Below are 15,084 nucleotides of genomic sequence, written 5' to 3' on the forward strand. Positions count from 1 at the left end.
TATGTATTGGAGATGATAAAATGAAATATAAAATAACGAAAAGTCCATACAATGGCTATACTCAAAAGATTGAATTTACAATTGATGAGTCAAAGAATACATCTGCTATTTATAGTTTAAAGAAAGAAATTACTGCAACAAATGAAATACCACCAATTGGTGAAGATGAGATTAATACTACACAAACAGAACAAATTACTACAATTGTCGATTTTGATTATGAAACAAAAGAAAATGAAAAAGTCACAAGAAAATTCGTTGAGAAGAAATACATCGACAACGACGGTGTTCCTTTTGAAATAATACAAGAAATGGATATTGAAGACGTTGCTTCTGAGATTGAAATGCTCAGAGATTTAGCTAGAAGTATGAAATAAAAGTTAATTTTTATCAAGAAAAGTTTGTGAAATTTAGGGATAATCTTAGTATAAGAATTCTACATTTAACCCCTCTTTTTACAAACTTTTCTTGAATATTTGTCACCCTAAGAAAAATCAAGGATTGTTATTAGATTGGTACTTATACCTCTCCCCTTCTATTTTAATTTAGTACCAAGTCGTCACCCTAAAATTAAAATTGGATGAAAGTACCTTTGCAAAGTATTGGCTCAGTCTTATCTTTGAAATGGATTTCTAAAAGAAGCTTGTCTTCAATTTCTATATAATCTACAACTTCCCTTATCTCTTGGTCAGTCATTTCTTTCTGATATCTTCGTTGTATTAGCCCTTTTAAAAAATCTTCTTCTATAGTTATTCTTTTACATTTTCCATAATTATCATACGATGAACAGATATATTTATGAACGAGTCTTTCCTTCTTAAATTTCATATTCTTTCCACAATGCTTACATCTACATTTCTTACTTAGAGAATTCCCCATCTTTATCCCCTACTAAAATTAACCTGATTAACTTCTACTCCTGAGGCTAACATCGCAGCCAACTTTATTCTAGCTTTTTTGCTATCATAATCTTCACCCAATATTACACCCATAAGCTTCAGATCGTTAGCACTGCCTTTGTATCCATAAGAAGGATAGACTTTGCCCTCTTCAGCACTTGTTGTAATAATTATTTTAACACCATTATCCAATGCTTTTTTAATTGAGTCAGTCATAAATGGTGTGGTTTGTCCTCTTCCCACTCCTTCTAAAACAATACCTTCAGCTCCTGCACTCACAGAAGCGTCTATGAACGTTCCATCTGCATTTGTATGACATTTAATAATATCGACTCTTGGAATTGCTCTAATAGGCTCATAAGTACTTCTATTGACTGGTTTTTGATAAACGTTAACCTCATCATTATCAATAATTCCTAAATAACCATATCCAAAACTTGAGAATCCCTGTAAGTTTGAAGTGTGAATCTTTTTAACATACTTAGCTGAGTAAATGCGTTCATTAAACACCACAACCGTACCTGCATTTTTAATTTGCTCGTCCACTGCAACACTAATTGAATTCCTCATGTTCGAATAAACATCTGTTCCCACATCTTGAGGTGAACGTTGTGATCCAGTTACAACAACAGTTCTTGAATCAGATATTGTTAAATCTAGAAAATATGCAGTTTCTTCAAGTGAATCAGTTCCATGAGTCACTACTACCCCACTAACCGAATCATCTTTAAATTCTTCTATAATTACATTTCTGAGATGTGTCATTAGATCAAATGTAATATGCATACTAGGAAGATTCATAGCATCAATGATTTTTATTTCTATATCATCAGGTAGCTGACAAAGAGAAGCTAATTCTTCACCAGATAGCACACCTGAGTCTAATAAACCTTTTGACATTTCTTTACTTGCAATAGTTCCACCAGTAGTTATTAAAGAGACTTTTTTCTTCATAGGAATCCCCCTTTTAATGCTTATATTATATACTAAAATGAGGTTGTGGATAACTAAAAAAGAAAAACACACTGATAAAAGTGTGTCGGAATGTTGATATATCAATGTTTACGGGGATAGACCAGTCTCTTTCTTTCAAAAGGTATTAATCATACATTTGATACAAGCAATGTGTCAACCTTCCAAAGTCCTCAATATGGACCAATTGGAATTGTCACAAAGAGAGGCGTGTTTTTTCACCATCTCCCTACTAATCATGAGCATTATGAAATAAAGGATGTGTCAAAGCGTGTAGCTTTGATTAAAGCTCATGCTGGAATGGATTCAACCCTTTTATCAGCCATTGGGGATCTTCATTATCACGGTGTTGTGATTGAAGCGTTAGGACAAGGAAATTTGCCTCCAGCTACTGTTGAGGGCATTAAAGAGCTTATAGGGAAAAATATTCCTGTTGTCCTCGTTTCCAGATGTTTCAATGGGATTGCTGAAGATGTCTATAGCTATGAAGGTGGCGGAAAAGATTTAAAAGATTTAGGAGTCATTTTTTCAAATGGACTAAATGGGCAGAAAGCACGAATAAAACTTCTTATAGGTTTAGCACAAACGACAGAACTGAAGAAAATTGAAGCGATGTTTATGGTATAGATATTGAAAAAAGAAATCGGTGAATAGCCGATTTCCCTTTTTTACTATTTAGTTATTATTATTTTCTTTATTCTTAATCGCTTCTGCAATTTGGTTGCCATGATAGCGACCGTTTTCAATAAATATTTCATTTGCATTATTTCCAGCTGCAATTACTCCTGCAATATAAATACCTTCAATATTTGTTTCCATTGTCTCACTATTATATAATGGTCTTCCCGTTTCAGCATCAAAATGAACTCCCATGCTTTGAAGAAAATGATGGTCAGGGTGATAGCCTGTCATGGCAAAAACGAAATTATTTTTAATTTCATACTCAGTATTATCTTTCATATAGATTAACCGATCATCAAAAATTTCTTTCACATGAGCATTAAATTCCATTTTGATCATTTTATTTCGAATTAATGAATCAAATTCTGGTAAAATCCACGGTTTAATACTTGGAGAATACTCACTGCCACGATAAATAACTGTCACTCTTGCTCCAGCCTTTACTAGCTCTATAGCGGCATCAACACTTGAGTTTTTTCCTCCTACAACGACAACATCTTGATCAAAATACGGATGTGCTTCTTTAAAATAATGAAAAACCTTCGGCAAATTCTCACCTGGGATATTCAAATAATTCGGATGATCATAATAGCCTGTCGCAATAATAATTTTGCTCGTCAAATATTGTGCTTTATCTGTCATGACAACAAATTCATGATTTTGCTGTTTTGAAACTTTCATTACCTTTTCATACGTATTCACACTTATTTCTTTTCTTTTAACGACTTCCCGGTAATATGATAGAGCCTCATTTCTTTTCGGCTTATACTCGACAGAAATAAAAGGTACATCCCCAATTTCTAACTTTTCACTCGTACTAAAAAAAGTTTGGTGTGTTGGATAGTGATAAATCGAGTTTACAACATTTCCTTTTTCAATCACTAACGGTTCTAGCCCCATTTTCTGTAGAGAGATTGCAGCAGCTAATCCACATGGGCCACCACCAACAATAATGGCATCTTTCTTTATCATTTTTAAAAACTCCTTTAGAAAAACTTGGCGTTCGCCAAGTCCTTTCGACGAATGCCTCAGCTTAAAAAATCTCCTATCAATAGGATAGGAGATTTTTCGAAAATATTCAAATGAAGACCTTAAACCCAACCGCGGAATCTTGAAGCCTCAGCCATTTTTCGAACACCGACCATATAGGCTGCAAGACGCATATCTACGCGACGAGATTGAGCTGTGTCGTAAATGTTTTTGAAAGAATCAACAAGAATTTTTTCGAGTTTCTCATCAACTTCTTCTTCAGACCAATAATAACCTTGATTATTTTGAACCCATTCAAAATAAGATACAGTTACTCCACCAGCAGAAGCTAATACGTCAGGAACGAGTAAAATTCCACGTTCCGTTAATATTTGTGTTGCTTCTAAAGTTGTTGGACCATTTGCCGCTTCAACAACAATTTTCGCTTTAATATTGTGAGCATTTTCATCTGTAATTTGATTTTCGATGGCAGCTGGAACTAAAATATCACACTCTAATTCCAACAGCTCTTTATTCGTAATCGTATCATTAAATAAGTTTGTAACAGTACCAAAACTATCACGGCGGTCAAGTAAATAGTCAATATCAAGACCATTCGGGTCATGCAAAGCTCCGTAGGCATCGGAAATACCGATTACTTTTGCGCCAGCGTCATGAAGGAACTTCGACAAGAAGCTTCCAGCATTTCCAAAACCTTGAACAACAACACGAGCACCTTCTAACTCTATTCCACGCTTTTTCGCAGCTTCTCTAATACAAATTGTTACCCCTTTAGCTGTTGCAGATTCCCTTCCATGAGAACCTCCTAATACTAATGGCTTTCCAGTAATAAAGCCAGGAGAGTTAAACTCATCCATTCTACTGTACTCATCCATCATCCACGCCATAATTTGCGAGTTTGTAAATACATCTGGCGCAGGAATATCTTTCGTTGGTCCTACAATTTGACTAATTGCACGAACATACCCACGGCTTAATGCCTCTAGTTCACGGAATGACATATTTCGAGGATCGCAAATGATTCCACCTTTTCCTCCACCATATGGAAGATCAACAATTCCGCATTTTAAGCTCATCCAAATCGAAAGTGCTTTAACTTCTTTTTCCGTTACACTAGGATGGAAGCGAATTCCACCTTTAGTTGGTCCCACTGCATCATTATGCTGAGCCCGGTAGCCAGTAAAAACCTTCACTGTTCCATCGTCCATCCGGATTGGAATCTTCACTGTCATCATGCGAATCGGCTCTTTGAGAAGCTCAAACATTTCGTCTGAATACCCTAGTTTCTCCAACGCTTTATGAATAACAGTTTGGGTTGACTTTAAAACATCCAGTTTGTCTTCATTATTTGTTTCAGTACTATTATTGGCTACCATTCGTAAACCAAACCCCCTAAAAATCTCATTCATTTGTTGTCCGCTTTCATGACATAGTATACACCTTTGTTTAATTTATGCAAGATGAAAAGCGTATTTTTTGATAATTTTATGTAAACGTTCCCAATCAAATCCTGATCATTATTTTCATATAATATACAACTTAAAAAAATACACTATTTTCCTGTAAATTAATTCTCCATAAAGTAATTTAGGGTAAAGTTAGACTTTACCCCATTTTGAATTTATTTCAATTAAATTGCCTTTATCACTTATGAAAAATAATGGACGATCTTTTCAACAGCATGATTTCCAATAATTTCTTTACCATATTCTTGCAAAACATGATAACTCAACATGGATGGATTTCCGTATTCAGCGAGGATAGCAACAAGCTTGCTTAATTCTTGCGGGTTTTGGTTTATAAAGTGAATATAATACTGGTCCTTATAAGCAAAAAGACTTCCGCTCATTAAATTCATTAACGCTAAGCGCTTAGCTAATTGGACTACATTTTCAAATTCATTAAATTCAAAAATAATTTCCTCACTGCGATCCATTATTACCTGCATCTCAATAAAACCATCCTGAAGTATGTCCTCTTCATTCTCGTCTTCCATCGTAACAATCATAATCATACCTTGAGCCTGCATTGAAAAGATTTCTACCGCAACTGGACCTTGAATTTCAAACCCGAATTCTTCATTTGCCTCTTCAAGCATTTCATGAAAAAGCTGTTGCCATTTCATAGAATCCTTCCAAATATCATCTTTCGTTAATCCTCGTTCATACAAGTCATCTAATGATAAAAATATTTTGATTTTATTATAATTTAAACGTTCTAAGTGCATGCGAATGCCCCCTGCCAAAAACCAACTCTTATGAATAGTGTATGAAATAAGCATAAGATGGTGAGTCGTACATTTATTTTACCCGCTACGCTTATTTCCAATATTCCAATTAGTTGAAGTGGGAAGAATTCTTAATTTTAATAATGTGCGTTTCTGCTTTTGCACCGAGACGAAATGGCAGTGCCGTTGTTCCATAACCATTACTAATTAGTAATGTTGTTTGCTTTAACTTTTTTATTGTTCCTTTTTTATAAGGACTGTACCCAAGTATATGAATTTGCCCCCCATGAGTATGTCCACTTAATACAAGGTGAATATTGTGTTCTTTTTTTATTTTGGATACGATATTCGGATTATGGCTAATTAGGATTTTAAATCCATCTGTTTCAATGTCTTGTAATGCTAATTCGAGATCATCCCGTTTTTGATTTATATCGTCTACTCCTATTAGGATTAGACGATCACCTTCAATCGATTCAAATGAAACAGCGGTATTATCGAGAATCTTAACTCCAAGATGGAGTAGCATTGCATCTAATTTTCGAAAATCAACTTCATAATCATTATTTCCCCATACGAAATAAACAGGGCCAAGCTTTTTCAATGTATCAATATTGTTTTTTACCCTTTCAAAGGGCACTCTTTTTTCCATTAAATCCCCGCCAATAATAACGATATCTGGCTTCATATCCAACACTTTCTGAATAAGATCTTCGGATATCACTCTTTTATGAATATCTGAGATAAAGAATATTTTTATCTCGCCAAAACTTTCTGGGAAATCATGAAAAAAAACTTCATTTTGAATGACCCTATTTGCAAATGCCTCTTTTAGCATAAATAAAATAAGTCCAACTCCAGCTAATAAGGCGATTGTTATGACATACCACATAGTTCCTCCTACATAAACCATTACATTTTCTAAACAATCATAATCTTATAATCTATAGAAATAATATCATACATATAAATGAAACGAAAAACCCCTTTAAACTGAAGTGACCCCTAAAAGTTAGACACGGTTATTTCATCAGGCAGCTTGAGTAAAATGAGTTCGGTATTGCACCGGACTCATTTTTAATTTTGCCTTTATTCGTTTCGTATTATAGTAATTGATATATTTTTCTAATTCTAATTTAAAATGTTCTACACTTTCAAATTCCTTTAAGTAGAGGAATTCCGACTTCATAATACCAAAGAAATTCTCTATTACCGAGTTGTCGTAACAGTTGCCTTTACGAGACATGCTTTGCACAATGCCCCTGGACTTAAGCGCATGCCGGTATTGATTCATTTGATAATGCCAGCCTTGATCTGAATGCATTAGTAGCTGATGATCCTCTGGTAAGCGCTCTAAAGCTTTCACCAACATATCTGATACAAGTGAATACGTTGGTCTAGAGCCAATTGTATAAGTAATAATTTCTCTATTAAATAAGTCTAAAATAGGAGATAAATAGAGTTTCTCGCCGAATAATTTAAATTCCGTAATGTCTGTTACCCACTTTTCATTTGGGACATTTGCGGTAAAATTACGGTCTAAAATATTAGGCGCAATTTTACCAACTGTACCTTTGTATGATTTATATTTTTTCATACGCACTAAACACTTTAAACCTAACTCTTTCATGATACGTTGAACCTTCTTATGATTTACTTTTTGTCCACGATTCGCTAGCTCATCACGAATACGACGGTACCCATAACGACCTTCATGTTCTTCATAAATCGCTTTGATTTCCACTTTCAAATCGGCATCTGGGTCTGGTTGATTCATTCGCTTCACTAAATCATAATACGTGCTACGTGGAATGCCAGCGAGTTTTACAAGTGCTTTCACCGAATATTTATGCCTTAATTCATAGACTACTTGTGCTTTGTCTTGTTTGGTGATTTTCCCTTGTTTTGAACTAAGGCATTCAACTTTTTTAAATACTCATTTTCCATTTCTAGCTGTTTAATACGTGCTTCAAGTGCTTCGGTAGACCCTTTGACCGGTGCTGGTTTAGGTTGTTGATTGGATTCCTTTTTCATGGATGGACGCCCCTTTTTCTTTGATTGAAGGGCATCTAATCCTTGTGTTTCAAATAGATTTCTCCAAACAACAATGGTTGAAGGGGCAGGGATCTTAAAAATCGCTGCTGTTTCATTTAAGGACGTACCATGTTCAATCATGTAATTTAGTACGTCTAGTTTATACTGTTGTGTGTAATTTGTACAAGGTTTAATAAAGGCTTCAACACCATTGTATTCGTATTGTTTGACCCATTTAAGGATAGCTTTATGATCAGTCCCGAACGATTTCGCTATTTCATTTGAACTCTCATTTCCATTTAAATATCGCTCAACTGCTTGTAATTTATCTTCTGCAGTAAATTTAGCCATAGAAAAACTGCACCTCCAATTGTTAGATGGTGTCTAACAATTGGGGTGCAGTTCAAACATATTTGATTAAAAGGGTTTTTCTAAGAGTTATTATTTAATCCTCATGCACATCAAGAATTCTGAAACCTGAATCCTCAAGCTTTTCTATAAACTTGCTGATATTCTCATTCTTTTCGACTTTAATCACGATCCTACGGATCAATTTGTCAGTCTCATCAAATGTAACAAGAGAAATAATTTGTTCATGGAAATTTTGTGCAATTTCTGATAATCGAGCAATTCTTCCTTCTGCCTCAGAAGTTGTGAAGGCGATTCTCACTCCGGATCGATTCATCCCAAAAGCTGATTGGAATTGAAGCAGCACGTCGAAACGAGTTACTATGCCCAAAAACTTTTTATTTTCATCGAGAACCGCGAACAAAGGTGTATTTTTCAAACTAAGCAAGGTTTTTTCAAATATTTCATTGCCCATTAAATACTCATCTTTTTGCTTAGCAATTTCCTTCACCTTTGTGTTTTGTAAATAATCATCTTTCCCTTTTCCAATGGAAAAATAGCTTTCATAAATTGCATATCTCGTAACAATTCCAATATAGTTATCCCCATCAAGAACTGGCAAGCCATCAATTTTATGTTCTTCTAATTTTTCAATAGCTTCCTTTACAGATTGATCATGGTTAATTGTATAGCAAGAATATTTAGGAATCATAACACTTTTTACAAACATCATTATCACCTCGAAGTATTGGATACTCTTACATTGTTAATAATTCAACGAGAATTATTAAATTCCCTTTTAAATAAAAAAATTTCATTATAGAATGAAATTGCATTTAATTGAAAGATGTGCACATTACAAGAGTAAAGATTTTGAACGAATGTATAGATTACGTATGATTAACTAGATATTCTATTTATGAGTACTACTTGTTTTCATGGTATAAATTAATATCATAATTTGCCTTCATGATTTCAAAGACAGTATGGCGATTCTTCCACTCCTCTTCTTTTTTCCAAAGATCTTTACTTTTATCAATAATTTCACATCGAAGTGCGTGAAATTCTTTTTCTGCTTTATCTTTTTTCGTTTTTAACATATTCATCAACCCATATAATCCAACAACTATTACTAGTAAATATAAATTGGAAGATTTATGAACAAATATAGAAAACATCGCAGCAAACGAATAGGAATAAGGAGAGAACAAAGTATAATACAAATAAACAAAATAGAAAAAGGCAATAAAGATTGTCATCCACATGACGATTAAATGACGAAGCTTTAATTTATCAAATTTCCTCTTTCGTTCAACAACTTTTTGCAGCATTTGCTTCGTCGCCTCGTCCGTACGATTATCAAGCATTTTAATTGATAATTCCATATTTCACCCCTCCATTTTCACATTCGATAAGGAGAAGTGAACAGTATCTTATAGCCTCCCCTTATCCATAATCGTATGAGCTTGTACATCAATTTATGAATAAAGGGGAGGTAAACTTTATTTGTTCGGAATGACAAGAACTTGGCCTGCTTGTATATTCTCATTTTTTAAATTATTCGCTTTCTTTATGATTTCAATACCTGATGGTGATTTATAGTAGTTCATGGCAATTCGATACATTGTTTCTTTTGGTTTTACAGTATGATATACAACCTGATCTGCTTTTTCATCTTCTGGCTTTTTCTGCTCGGGTTTCTCCTCAGGTTTATCATCATCTTTATCTTTATCTTTATCTTTATCAGATATTAAACCATCTTGATTAGTAGAACTGTCAACTACCGGTGTTTCATGTATCGAAGCCTCAGAATCTTCTTTCTCACTCTTGTTTGCATCAGGAGAATTGGAATCCTTCTCTAATTCTTGTTCTTCAATGGACGTTCCTTTGCTTTCTTCTTGATTCTCAAAGCCAACCATTTCAAAACTATTTCCTGACGTGGCCGCTTTTTCCGCATTTTTAATTTTTTCTAATTCCCAATACTTATACATGCTAAATATCGTGATCGGCAATAAAATAAAAAACAAAGCAAGCAAACTAATGACTGGATGCTTTAGTTTCCACTTATTTTTCTTTCTTCTTTCTTGATGATGTCTACTTCTTGGCGGTAATTCTTCTTTTTGGATTTTATTATCACCTAATTCTGGCGCTTTATCGATTTTTTTTCTTAGTCTTTCAGCTTGATCTCTATAAGGATCTTCTCTATTCATGGAACATCCCTTCCTGTCTATTATTACGGTATTTAATGATAATACCGAGTAAAAAATCAATTACAAAATGCATAAATATCGTTACAACCAAATTCTCCGTCATATAGAACACAACACCGATAAAAAAGCTTAATACGATTATATTTAAAAATAAAAACCAATTAAACAAGTATCGATAATGGACAACAGCAAAAATGATACTTGAAATCAGAAGACCAGCATGGGTTTGGATGATGCCACGAAATAATATTTCTTCACAAAAAGCAACGATCGCGGCAATAAAACCGGTATGGATTATACTTCGATTGCGAAAAATCCTTTCATTCAGCCCTCCATCATCATAGAAAGAAGGGGGTAACAATTTCATTAAGACGACATCAAGCAAAACAACGATAAGACCAGCTGTTCCACCGATTAATAAAATATCAATGTCATTCCATCTAAACAATTTGAAAAAGTCCTCAAAACGATTAAACAAAATAAACCCTAAAATACTTGAAATCACAAGGAGGATTATTTGCGTTAAATATAAATGAAACAAAAGCTCTTTGTCCGAAAGTTCTTTTATTAATCCATTATACTTATCATTCATTTTATCCGCTCACTTACTTAAAAGAATCTCTGCTAAATGTTTTTTCCAGTCATATGTACGCCTCTCAGCTTCTTTATGAGTTGAATTCGCATAAAAATGGCTCAGTTCAACTCCACATTGATCACAGCAGTATCCTTCTTTTTCTATTTTCATATCTTCGTCAAAATACTTCAAGATTTTTTTTCTTCGACAGTCTTTCTCTTGCGTCCATTTAAACATATCATAAATCTTTTTTCGCTTTATTTGAAGGCGTTCACTGCTATAAGTCTTATATTTTTTAATCGCCTCTTCTAAATGCAGCCCATTTTCTACTTGCAGAAAATCTGCCACCATTCTCCATTGAACTTCTGTAAAACCAGTAGCTTTTCTCAGTTCACTTTCAAAAGCAGCTAGTTTATTAGTTAAATGGGGGTGATCCTTTATTACTTCGATTAACCAGTCAAGTTGCTCAGGACTTGGAATCTCCCCTTCAGTCAGCTGATGAGCAAGCTGTTCATCACCTGGTGAATATAAAAGAACCGCAATACTCCTTTTTCCATCCCTTCCTGCCCGTCCGATTTCCTGTAAATAAGCTTCCATTTGCAAAGGCATATGAAAATGGATGACATAGCGAACATTTTCTTTATTAATCCCCATTCCAAACGCACTCGTTGCACAAATAACTTGTAGCTGTCCATGAATAAATTGTTGCTGAATTAATATTCTATTTTCTTGCTCCATTCCGCCATGATAAGGCATTACATTTTCAACGCCTCGGTCTTTTAATAAAGCTGCTATTTGTTCACTAAGCTTTTTGCTATTAAAATAAATAATCCCCGGACCAGCCAAACGGTTAACCAATTCTACAAGTCTGTCTATTTTCTCTTGATAAGAATCCATTGTTTCAACAGTAAGAGCGATATTCGGACGATTAACGGAATTAATAAATTCATTCCAATGATCGAATGCTAACGTTGAAATAATATCATCCTTTATCTCTTTTGTTGCCGTTGCTGTTAACGCAAGTGTAACTGGATTCCCTAATTTCTCCCTAATTTCACCGAGTTTTAAATAATCTGGCCGAAAATCATAGCCCCATTGAGAAATACAATGAGCTTCATCAATAACAAATAAGGAAATGTTAAGTTTTTGTAGCTTGTTCACAACGTAATCCAACTTTAACATTTCAGGGGAAAAGAAAATAAATTTATATTGATGTAATCGACGAATTGCTGTGGATTTCTCTTTCTGTGATAAAAAGGAATTAAATGCGACTACACTTTTTTCGCCATTCATCATCAACTGTTCTGCTTGATCTTGCATTAACGATAGTAGTGGTGAAATAATGACAACTTGTCCATCGAGTAAAAAACCAGGCAATTGATAACATAGGGATTTGCCAGTCCCAGTAGGCAGCATGGCAATTGTATGATTTCCTCCTAAAACTGAAGAGATCACTTCCTTTTGACCAATTCTAAAAGCTTCATAGTTAAAAAATCGCTTTAATTGTTTTTCTAGTGTCATATTTTTTCACCAGCCTGAGCTAATACGAGTCGAATTTGAAAATAATCTGCTTCTGGAACTAGTTTTCTAATTTGCTTTAATTGTTTCGATTTAATATTTTCGAAAGCAGCTGCAATTAACTTACGCAGCTCTTCACTAATAAATGGAGAAATATCGAATTCCATAACATTTAAAGCTAGTTCAACGATATGATCTTCAATTGTACTTTTCTTCAGCCCTCGGATTTGAGCAATTTCTTCGATCTGATACTGTTTTTTTAATAGTGAATACGTTTTTCTTGTCGATTCGGTTAAAGGGGCTGAAGCGACTAGATCCGCAATCAGTAAAAATAATAATGGAAATTCACTTTTCCGCTCATTCAGAAAACTGATCATATAGTGTAGAATGTTTTGAAACTGGATGTCGTATAAATAAAGATCCATATTATGTAAACGAGCGGACTGTTCAGCTGTTAGCCCAATCCTCTGAAATCCTGTTAGTCTTGACACTAAAATCGAAGGATTTAAATCTTGATTTGCTTCAAAACAATGTACGATCTCAAGAAATAATCTTTTACTTAGTTCGTCTCGATTTAGACATGTATGAGATAAATAACCTTTAAGCCAATAATGGTATTCCCTTTTTCTTTGAATAGGTATGTATTTTGTATCTCGATAGCTTAAATGAGAAATAACTTGCACAGCAAGAGTTAACCTCTCCCAAAACAAATTTGCGCTATGATGAAATTTCCATCCATCTAAATATTGCGGCAATAAATTTTCGTTCACAAAAAATTTTACATGCTCATTCCCAGCTTCTGTTAATTGATATTTTTGCTCAAATATTTGGTCAATGAGATTTTCTCTTTCTAATTTTGCAATAAAGCTTTCTAAATCAGAACGGGTGATACTTGGAAATACACCAAAAAGATTTGTTAGTTGAAATAAGTGTGCATCTTGAATCGTCTGTGAAGTTTTTTTTCCATTAAAAAGATGAAGGATGGAAAAAATTGTTCGCTGCTTATCAAGCTTATGTAAACAATATAAAATTAACTGTTCAATAAAAAAGATATTTTTATTGTTCATTCTACTTTCACATCCGAAAATCATTTACCTTCATTTTATCATGAATAAAATAATACAGTTCGAAAAAATCGAACATTTGTCGAAATCGCTCGACGTAGCTATGATAAGCATTCTCAATACTTTTCCTATTGAAAAGTTGACCATTCAGTTTTACAATAGAGGTGAAGAAAGTGTTTTCACTTTCGAATTGCAAGACATTAAGAATATTTTGTTTAATAATTTGGGAGGTTTTTTCATGGCAAAGTATACAATTGTTGACAAGGAAACTTGCATCGCATGTGGGGCGTGCGGCGCATCAGCACCAGACATTTATGATTATGATGACGAAGGCATTGCATTCGTTACTCTAGATGATAACCAAGGTATCGTTGAAATTCCAGATGTATTAATTGATGATATGATGGATGCTTTCGAAGGCTGTCCAACAGATTCCATTAAAGTAGCTGACGGCCCATTTGATGGTGACCCACTTAAATTTGAATAGTTTCATAACATTTACAAATAATACTCCCTATTAGTGGGAGTATTTTATTTTTATTCATCAAAAAAGCAACAGTGCAGGCTGTTGCTTTTTTACTCTCATATATAATTAAACAGCATTACTATTCAAGCTTTGCTTTTTCAACCAAATACTCATTCGTGAGAATATTAACATAAACACGATTGCAATGATAAATCCTTTAATGATATTAAACGGCAAAATTCCAGTCACAATCATCGTGCGCATTTCTGGTGCAGACATTAAAGGCGTATTCAAGAAGAATGTATATGCTGGTAAAATGATAAAGTAATTTAACACACTCATCGTAAACGCCATAATTAGCGTACCGATCACCAATGCAAATGTCATGCCTTTTTTTGATTTCATCTTGCTATAAATAAAATATGTCGGTAATACAAACAGAATACCAGCAACGAAATTAGCAATATGACCAACCGGAACACCAGTCGCACTTCCTGTCATAAAATAATCCAAAATATTTTTAATTAATTCCACTAATATGCCAGCTAATGGGCCAAAAATTAACGCAGCGATTAATGCAGGTATATCGCTAAAGTCAATCATCAAAAATTGTGGAAATGGTGGTATTGGAAAATTCAACAGCATTAAAATATAAGAGATACTGCTCAACATTCCAATTGCCACTAAAGCTTTAATTGAAAGTTTTTTCATGTTATTCCTCTCTCCTTGTTAGGACTATCTCTCCTAAAGAAGAAAGGTTCAGCAGCTATTGCCTCGCAAAAGAAAACCCCCAAGCTTCACACTTGAGGGAGTTTTACAAAGGCTCACTAAATAAACGTTCAATAAACCTGCATTTTTTGAACGTCTGCAGAACCTCCATCTTCTCCCATCCAGACTGTACTGTCGGCTTTGGAATCGCACCAAATCCTGCCTTAGCTATGCACATCCCTAAATTGGAAAGCACAAACGCTTTTTATAGGCTCGCGGGCTTAGAGATTAATTCTCATCACCGCCGGTCGGGAATTTCACCCTGCCCCGAAGATAGACCGTATATAATTTTATACAGCTATTATTATACTAAAGAAATGTAAAAATAGAAAG

Annotated in this window: 16 protein-coding genes, 1 pseudogene and 1 riboswitch; of the genes and pseudogenes, 3 read left to right on the forward strand and 14 right to left on the reverse strand. The window is 34.2% G+C overall.

From position 1 onward, the window contains the following. Positions 1 to 20: 20 nt before the first annotated feature. Complete coding sequence (locus KDN24_RS16190; protein WP_409971621.1) at positions 21 to 377, forward strand: hypothetical protein; 357 nt, start codon at positions 21 to 23, stop codon at positions 375 to 377. Between the two features lie 193 nt (positions 378 to 570). Here KDN24_RS16190 and KDN24_RS16195 read toward each other — a convergent pair whose 3' ends face one another. Together KDN24_RS16195 and KDN24_RS16200 are read right to left on the reverse strand one after the other, a co-directional pair. Then, a complete protein-coding gene (locus tag KDN24_RS16195) occupies positions 571 to 879 on the reverse strand; it encodes a recombinase zinc ribbon domain-containing protein (protein ID WP_409971620.1) in 309 nt (102 codons plus the stop codon). A 2-nt stretch (positions 880 to 881) separates the two neighbouring features. Beyond that, positions 882 to 1,853 (reverse strand): asparaginase, encoded by a 972-nt coding sequence (locus tag KDN24_RS16200; RefSeq protein WP_409971619.1) that lies wholly within the window; start codon positions 1,851 to 1,853, stop codon positions 882 to 884. A 162-nt stretch (positions 1,854 to 2,015) separates the two neighbouring features. Between KDN24_RS16200 and KDN24_RS16205 the strand changes: the two are divergent. Continuing rightward, positions 2,016 to 2,498, forward strand: a pseudogene (locus KDN24_RS16205) (L-asparaginase family protein); the annotation flags it as partial. 48 nt (positions 2,499 to 2,546) lie between these two features. Here KDN24_RS16205 and KDN24_RS16210 read toward each other — a convergent pair. From KDN24_RS16210 to KDN24_RS16260, 11 genes are all read right to left on the reverse strand, one after another. Continuing rightward, a complete protein-coding gene (locus KDN24_RS16210; RefSeq protein ID WP_409971618.1) occupies positions 2,547 to 3,524 on the reverse strand; it encodes a YpdA family putative bacillithiol disulfide reductase in 978 nt (325 codons plus the stop codon). A gap of 119 nt (positions 3,525 to 3,643) precedes the next feature. Beyond that, positions 3,644 to 4,918 carry a Glu/Leu/Phe/Val family dehydrogenase gene (locus KDN24_RS16215; protein ID WP_409971617.1) on the reverse strand — a complete coding sequence of 425 codons (1,275 nt, stop codon included), beginning with the start codon at positions 4,916 to 4,918 and terminating at the stop codon, positions 3,644 to 3,646. Between the two features lie 272 nt (positions 4,919 to 5,190). Further along, the gene (locus KDN24_RS16220) at positions 5,191 to 5,769 is read right to left on the reverse strand and encodes a genetic competence negative regulator (RefSeq protein ID WP_409971616.1); all 579 of its coding nucleotides are present in this window, start codon (positions 5,767 to 5,769) and stop codon (positions 5,191 to 5,193) included. 109 nt (positions 5,770 to 5,878) lie between these two features. Next, positions 5,879 to 6,661 carry a metallophosphoesterase gene (locus KDN24_RS16225; protein WP_409971615.1) on the reverse strand — a complete coding sequence of 261 codons (783 nt, stop codon included), beginning with the start codon at positions 6,659 to 6,661 and terminating at the stop codon, positions 5,879 to 5,881. A gap of 138 nt (positions 6,662 to 6,799) precedes the next feature. Then, positions 6,800 to 8,154 (reverse strand): IS3 family transposase gene (locus KDN24_RS16230; protein WP_491348077.1). Its coding sequence is split into 2 segments (ribosomal slippage): positions 6,800 to 7,701 and positions 7,701 to 8,154, totalling 1,356 coding nucleotides; the frame shifts between segments, so codons are not numbered across the junction. A 94-nt stretch (positions 8,155 to 8,248) separates the two neighbouring features. Further along, positions 8,249 to 8,881 carry a CBS domain-containing protein gene (locus KDN24_RS16235; RefSeq protein WP_409970573.1) on the reverse strand — a complete coding sequence of 211 codons (633 nt, stop codon included), beginning with the start codon at positions 8,879 to 8,881 and terminating at the stop codon, positions 8,249 to 8,251. 196 nt (positions 8,882 to 9,077) lie between these two features. Continuing rightward, on the reverse strand, positions 9,078 to 9,536 hold the full coding sequence (locus KDN24_RS16240) for a YpbF family protein (RefSeq protein WP_409970574.1): 459 nt from the start codon (positions 9,534 to 9,536) through the stop codon (positions 9,078 to 9,080). 117 nt (positions 9,537 to 9,653) lie between these two features. Continuing rightward, on the reverse strand, positions 9,654 to 10,361 hold the full coding sequence (locus tag KDN24_RS16245; protein ID WP_409970575.1) for a LysM peptidoglycan-binding domain-containing protein: 708 nt from the start codon (positions 10,359 to 10,361) through the stop codon (positions 9,654 to 9,656). Beyond that, on the reverse strand, positions 10,354 to 10,953 hold the full coding sequence (locus KDN24_RS16250) for a CPBP family intramembrane glutamic endopeptidase (RefSeq protein ID WP_409970576.1): 600 nt from the start codon (positions 10,951 to 10,953) through the stop codon (positions 10,354 to 10,356). The genes KDN24_RS16245 and KDN24_RS16250 overlap by 8 nt, the downstream gene beginning before the upstream one ends. 9 nt (positions 10,954 to 10,962) lie before the next feature. Continuing rightward, complete coding sequence (locus tag KDN24_RS16255) at positions 10,963 to 12,456, reverse strand: RecQ family ATP-dependent DNA helicase (protein WP_409970577.1); 1,494 nt, start codon at positions 12,454 to 12,456, stop codon at positions 10,963 to 10,965. Then, a complete protein-coding gene (locus tag KDN24_RS16260) occupies positions 12,453 to 13,520 on the reverse strand; it encodes a YpbB family protein (protein WP_409970578.1) in 1,068 nt (355 codons plus the stop codon). The genes KDN24_RS16255 and KDN24_RS16260 overlap by 4 nt, the downstream gene beginning before the upstream one ends. 235 nt (positions 13,521 to 13,755) lie before the next feature. On the opposite strand from KDN24_RS16260, the gene KDN24_RS16265 reads away from it, so the two are divergent. Next, entirely contained in the window at positions 13,756 to 14,004 is a 249-nt protein-coding gene (locus tag KDN24_RS16265; protein ID WP_409970579.1) for a ferredoxin, read from the forward strand. 105 nt (positions 14,005 to 14,109) lie between these two features. Here the strand turns inward: KDN24_RS16265 and KDN24_RS16270 are convergent, their stop codons facing one another. Continuing rightward, the gene (locus KDN24_RS16270) at positions 14,110 to 14,694 is read right to left on the reverse strand and encodes an ECF transporter S component (protein WP_409970580.1); all 585 of its coding nucleotides are present in this window, start codon (positions 14,692 to 14,694) and stop codon (positions 14,110 to 14,112) included. 163 nt (positions 14,695 to 14,857) lie between these two features. Then, a riboswitch (FMN riboswitch) is annotated at positions 14,858 to 15,030 on the reverse strand. Positions 15,031 to 15,084 lie beyond the last annotated feature (54 nt).

This window comes from Cytobacillus sp. Bva_UNVM-123, assembly GCF_046351715.2.
Lineage (GTDB): Bacteria > Bacillota > Bacilli > Bacillales > Cytobacillaceae > Cytobacillus.

What these genes read in the sequence shown, in the direction of transcription:
- KDN24_RS16190 (WP_409971621.1), top strand. Translation starts at nt 21, where the DNA reads ATGAAATATAAAATAACGAAAAGTCCATACAATGGCTATACTCAAAAG.
- KDN24_RS16195 (WP_409971620.1), bottom strand. Translation starts at nt 879, where the DNA reads ATGGGGAATTCTCTAAGTAAGAAATGTAGATGTAAGCATTGTGGAAAG.
- KDN24_RS16200 (WP_409971619.1), bottom strand. Translation starts at nt 1,853, where the DNA reads ATGAAGAAAAAAGTCTCTTTAATAACTACTGGTGGAACTATTGCAAGT.
- KDN24_RS16210 (WP_409971618.1), bottom strand. Translation starts at nt 3,524, where the DNA reads ATGATAAAGAAAGATGCCATTATTGTTGGTGGTGGCCCATGTGGATTA.
- KDN24_RS16215 (WP_409971617.1), bottom strand. Translation starts at nt 4,918, where the DNA reads ATGGTAGCCAATAATAGTACTGAAACAAATAATGAAGACAAACTGGAT.
- KDN24_RS16220 (WP_409971616.1), bottom strand. Translation starts at nt 5,769, where the DNA reads ATGCACTTAGAACGTTTAAATTATAATAAAATCAAAATATTTTTATCA.
- KDN24_RS16225 (WP_409971615.1), bottom strand. Translation starts at nt 6,661, where the DNA reads ATGTGGTATGTCATAACAATCGCCTTATTAGCTGGAGTTGGACTTATT.
- KDN24_RS16235 (WP_409970573.1), bottom strand. Translation starts at nt 8,881, where the DNA reads ATGTTTGTAAAAAGTGTTATGATTCCTAAATATTCTTGCTATACAATT.
- KDN24_RS16240 (WP_409970574.1), bottom strand. Translation starts at nt 9,536, where the DNA reads ATGGAATTATCAATTAAAATGCTTGATAATCGTACGGACGAGGCGACG.
- KDN24_RS16245 (WP_409970575.1), bottom strand. Translation starts at nt 10,361, where the DNA reads ATGAATAGAGAAGATCCTTATAGAGATCAAGCTGAAAGACTAAGAAAA.
- KDN24_RS16250 (WP_409970576.1), bottom strand. Translation starts at nt 10,953, where the DNA reads ATGAATGATAAGTATAATGGATTAATAAAAGAACTTTCGGACAAAGAG.
- KDN24_RS16255 (WP_409970577.1), bottom strand. Translation starts at nt 12,456, where the DNA reads ATGACACTAGAAAAACAATTAAAGCGATTTTTTAACTATGAAGCTTTT.
- KDN24_RS16260 (WP_409970578.1), bottom strand. Translation starts at nt 13,520, where the DNA reads ATGAACAATAAAAATATCTTTTTTATTGAACAGTTAATTTTATATTGT.
- KDN24_RS16265 (WP_409970579.1), top strand. Translation starts at nt 13,756, where the DNA reads ATGGCAAAGTATACAATTGTTGACAAGGAAACTTGCATCGCATGTGGG.
- KDN24_RS16270 (WP_409970580.1), bottom strand. Translation starts at nt 14,694, where the DNA reads ATGAAAAAACTTTCAATTAAAGCTTTAGTGGCAATTGGAATGTTGAGC.